Annotated in this window: 3 protein-coding genes; all 3 read right to left on the bottom strand. The window is 63.1% G+C overall.

What is annotated here, in order from left to right:
* Nucleotides 1–527 (bottom strand): inositol monophosphatase family protein (locus tag MJ601_RS21670; RefSeq protein WP_242130463.1); only part of this gene is annotated, 527 nt, incomplete at its 3' end.
* A 17-nt stretch (nucleotides 528–544) separates the two neighbouring features.
* Nucleotides 545–2,458, bottom strand: a complete 1,914-nt coding sequence (gene cysN, locus MJ601_RS21665) for a sulfate adenylyltransferase subunit CysN (protein ID WP_242130461.1) — start codon at nucleotides 2,456–2,458, stop codon at nucleotides 545–547.
* A gap of 129 nt (nucleotides 2,459–2,587) precedes the next feature.
* Nucleotides 2,588–3,487, bottom strand: a 900-nt coding sequence (gene cysD / locus MJ601_RS21660) for a sulfate adenylyltransferase subunit CysD (RefSeq protein WP_491572947.1), incomplete at its 5' end; no start/stop codon positions are given.

The following is a 3,487-nucleotide window of genomic DNA, read 5'->3' as shown; positions in this document are numbered from 1 at the left end:
CCCAGGATCACCGCCATGGCCTTGGCCCCGGCGGACCCCATGGGCACCAGTTCCGCGCCGAGCGCTTCGGCCACCGCCACGGCTTCGGCGGCGGGGCGGGTCCGGCTGATCACCATGCGCAGCTTGTCCGGCGTGGGCGGAACCGCGCGCGGCTGGTCCGAGCGCAGCAGCGTGCCGCCATCCAGTCCCGGCAAGGCGACCGCGCCGATGCTGGGCTGGCCATCGATCGTCAGACCCACATGCACTGCCCAGTCGCTTCGCTCCTCGCCATATTCGCGGGTGCCGTCGACCGGATCGACGATCCATACCCGGCTCATGGAAAGCCGGTCCGCATTGTCCTTCTCCTCTTCGGAGAGCAGACCGTCCGCTGGCCGCACCTCCCGCAGCGCGTGGCACAGGAACTGGTTGGCGGTCTGGTCCCCGGCCTTGCCCAGCGCCTTGGCGCTGAACAGGCCGCTTTCGCGAACATCGATCAGGATATTGCCTGCCACCTTCGCGAGATGAGCGGCCAGATCAGCATCCGTCATGCCTTTGACATCGGCACTCATGGGATCAGCCTCTTGACGATCTCGTCGGCTGCTTCCTCGGCCGTCATCGCGGTGGTGTCGATGCGGATTTCCGGATCTTCCGGAGCCTCATAGGGGCTGTCGATGCCGGTGAAGTTCTTGAGCTGCCCTTGTCGCGCCTTCTTGTAGAGGCCCTTGACGTCGCGCGCCTCCGCATCAGCCAGCGGCGTATCGATATGCACTTCGATGAATTCGCCCGGCTGCATCATCTGCCGCACCATCTCGCGCTCCGCCCGGAAGGGAGAGATGAAGGCCGTGATGACGATCAGCCCCGCATCGGTCATCAGCTTCGCGACCTCGCCCACGCGGCGGATATTCTCCACCCGGTCGGCATCGGTGAATCCCAGATCCTTGTTGAGGCCATGCCGCACATTGTCGCCATCCAGCAGGAAGGTGTGGCGGTTCATTCTGGCGAGTTTCTTCTCGACCAGATTGGCGATGGTCGACTTGCCCGCGCCGGACAGGCCGGTGAACCACAGCACGGCCGGCTTCTGGTTCTTCAGGCCCGCATGGAAATCGCGGCTGATATCGGTCGCCTGCCAATGGACATTCTGCGCCCGCCGCAGCGAGAAATGCAGCATCCCCGCCGCCACGGTGGCGTTGGTGATCTTGTCGATCAGGATGAAGCCGCCCAGCGTCCGGTTCGCCTCATAAGATTCGAACACGATCTGCCGGTCGGTCGACAGATTGGCCACGCCAATGGCGTTCAGCTCCAGCGTCTTGGCCGCCAGATGCTCCATCGTGTTGACGTTGACCTGATATTTGGGCTGCTGGACCGTCGCGGTGACGGTCTGCGTGCCGATCTTCAGCCAATAGGGGCGGCCAGGCAGCATCTCCTCATCCGCCATCCAGACGATGGTCGCCTCGAACTGGTCGGCGGCCTGCGGCGGATTGTCCGACGCCGCGATCACGTCGCCGCGCGAGCAGTCGATCTCGTCGGCCAGGCAGAGGGTGACGGACTGTCCCGCGACGGCCTGCTCCAGATCGCCGTCCAGCGTGACGATGCGGCTGACCGTGCTGGTCTTGCCCGACGGCAGGACGCGAATCGCATCGCCGGGACGTATCGTTCCGGTGGCGATCAGTCCGGAAAAGCCACGAAAGTCGAGATTGGGACGATTGACCCACTGCACCGCCATGCGAAAGGGCTTTTCCTGATCGGAGACCTGATCGACCTCGACCGTCTCCAGATGCTCGATCAACGCCGGTCCCTTGTACCAGGGGGTGTTGTCCGACGGCCCAGTGATATTGTCGCCCTTGAAGCCGGAAATGGGCATCGCCGTGAAGGCCTTGATGCCAATGCTGTTGGCGAACTCGGTATAATCCTTGACGATGCCGTCATAGACCGCCTGGTCATAGTCGACCAGATCCATCTTGTTGATGGCGAGGACGATATTCCTGATGCCGATGAGGTGCGCCAGATAGCTGTGGCGCCGCGTCTGCGTCAGCACGCCCTTGCGCGCGTCGATGAGGATGACGGCGAGGTCGGCCGTCGACGCGCCGGTCACCATATTGCGCGTATATTGCTCATGCCCTGGCGTGTCGGCGACGATGAACTTGCGCTTTTCGGTGGCGAAGAAGCGATAGGCGACGTCGATGGTGATGCCTTGTTCGCGCTCGGCGGCAAGCCCGTCGACCAGGAGTGCGAAGTCGATCTCCTGCCCCTGCGTGCCCACCTTCTTGCTGTCGGCCTCCAGCGCGGCCAGCTGATCCTCGAAGATCATCTTGCTGTCATAGAGCAGGCGGCCGATCAGCGTCGACTTGCCGTCGTCCACCGACCCGCAGGTGATGAAGCGCAGCATCGTCTTGTGCTCATGCACCTTCAGATACTGGTCGATATCCTGCGCGATCAGGGCGTCGGTCTTGTAGATGGGTTCTGCGATGACTTCGGTCATGTTGTCTGTCCCGTCATCCCAGCGAAGGCCGGGATCTCGTTGGTATTGCAGGAAGAATCAGTATAGAGGCGCGAGCCCCCGGCCTGCGCCGGGGCTGACGCTTCGGAACGCTACGCATTCCGTGGCGCGTCAGAAATACCCCTCCTGCTTCTTCTTCTCCATGCCGGCGCCGCCGGCATCCTTGTCGATGGCGCGGCCCTGCCGTTCCGAGGTGGTGGTCAGCAGCGTTTCCTGGATGACCTCCGGCAGCGTCCTGGCCTTGCTCTCGACCGCGCCGGTCAGCGGATAGCAGCCCAGGGTACGGAAACGGATCGACCGCATCACCGGCTCCTCGCCCGGCTTCAGCGGAAAACGATCATCATCGACCATCAGCAACATGCCGTCGCGCTCCACCGTCGGGCGCTCCTCGGCGAAATAGAGCGGCACGATCGGCACGTCGTTCAGGTGAATATATTGCCAGATGTCCAGCTCGGTCCAGTTGCTGATCGGGAAGACGCGAATGCTCTCCCCCTTGTTCTTGCGGGCGTTGTAAAGGTTCCACAGTTCGGGCCGCTGGTTCTTGGGATCCCAGCCGTGCGACGCCGTGCGGAAGGAAAAGATGCGTTCCTTCGCCCGGCTTTTCTCCTCATCGCGCCGTGCCCCGCCAAAGGCCGCGTCGAAGCCGTACAGGTTAAGCGCCTGCTTCAATCCCTCGGTCTTCCACATGTCGGTGTGCAGCGGGCCATGATCGAACGGGTTGATGCCACGCTCCTGCGCTTCCGGATTGTGATAGACGAGCAGTTCCATGCCCGACTCCCGCGCCATGCGATCGCGCAGCTCGTACATCGCCCGGAACTTCCAGGTCGTGTCGACATGCAGAAGCGGAAAGGGCGGGGGCGAGGGATAGAAGGCCTTGCGCGCCAGATGCAGCATCACCGCGCTGTCCTTGCCCACGGAATAGAGCATCACCGGCTTCTCGGCCTCGGCGACCACCTCCCGCAGGATATGGATGCTCTCCGCCTCCAGACGCTCCAGATGCGTCAGCCTCTT

Origin of the sequence: Sphingobium trunci (assembly GCF_022664535.1) — a bacterium.
Classification (GTDB): Bacteria; Pseudomonadota; Alphaproteobacteria; order Sphingomonadales; family Sphingomonadaceae; genus Sphingobium.
The sequence above is the reverse complement of the archived record's forward strand: the minus strand, read 5'-3'. Positions and strand labels throughout refer to the sequence as shown.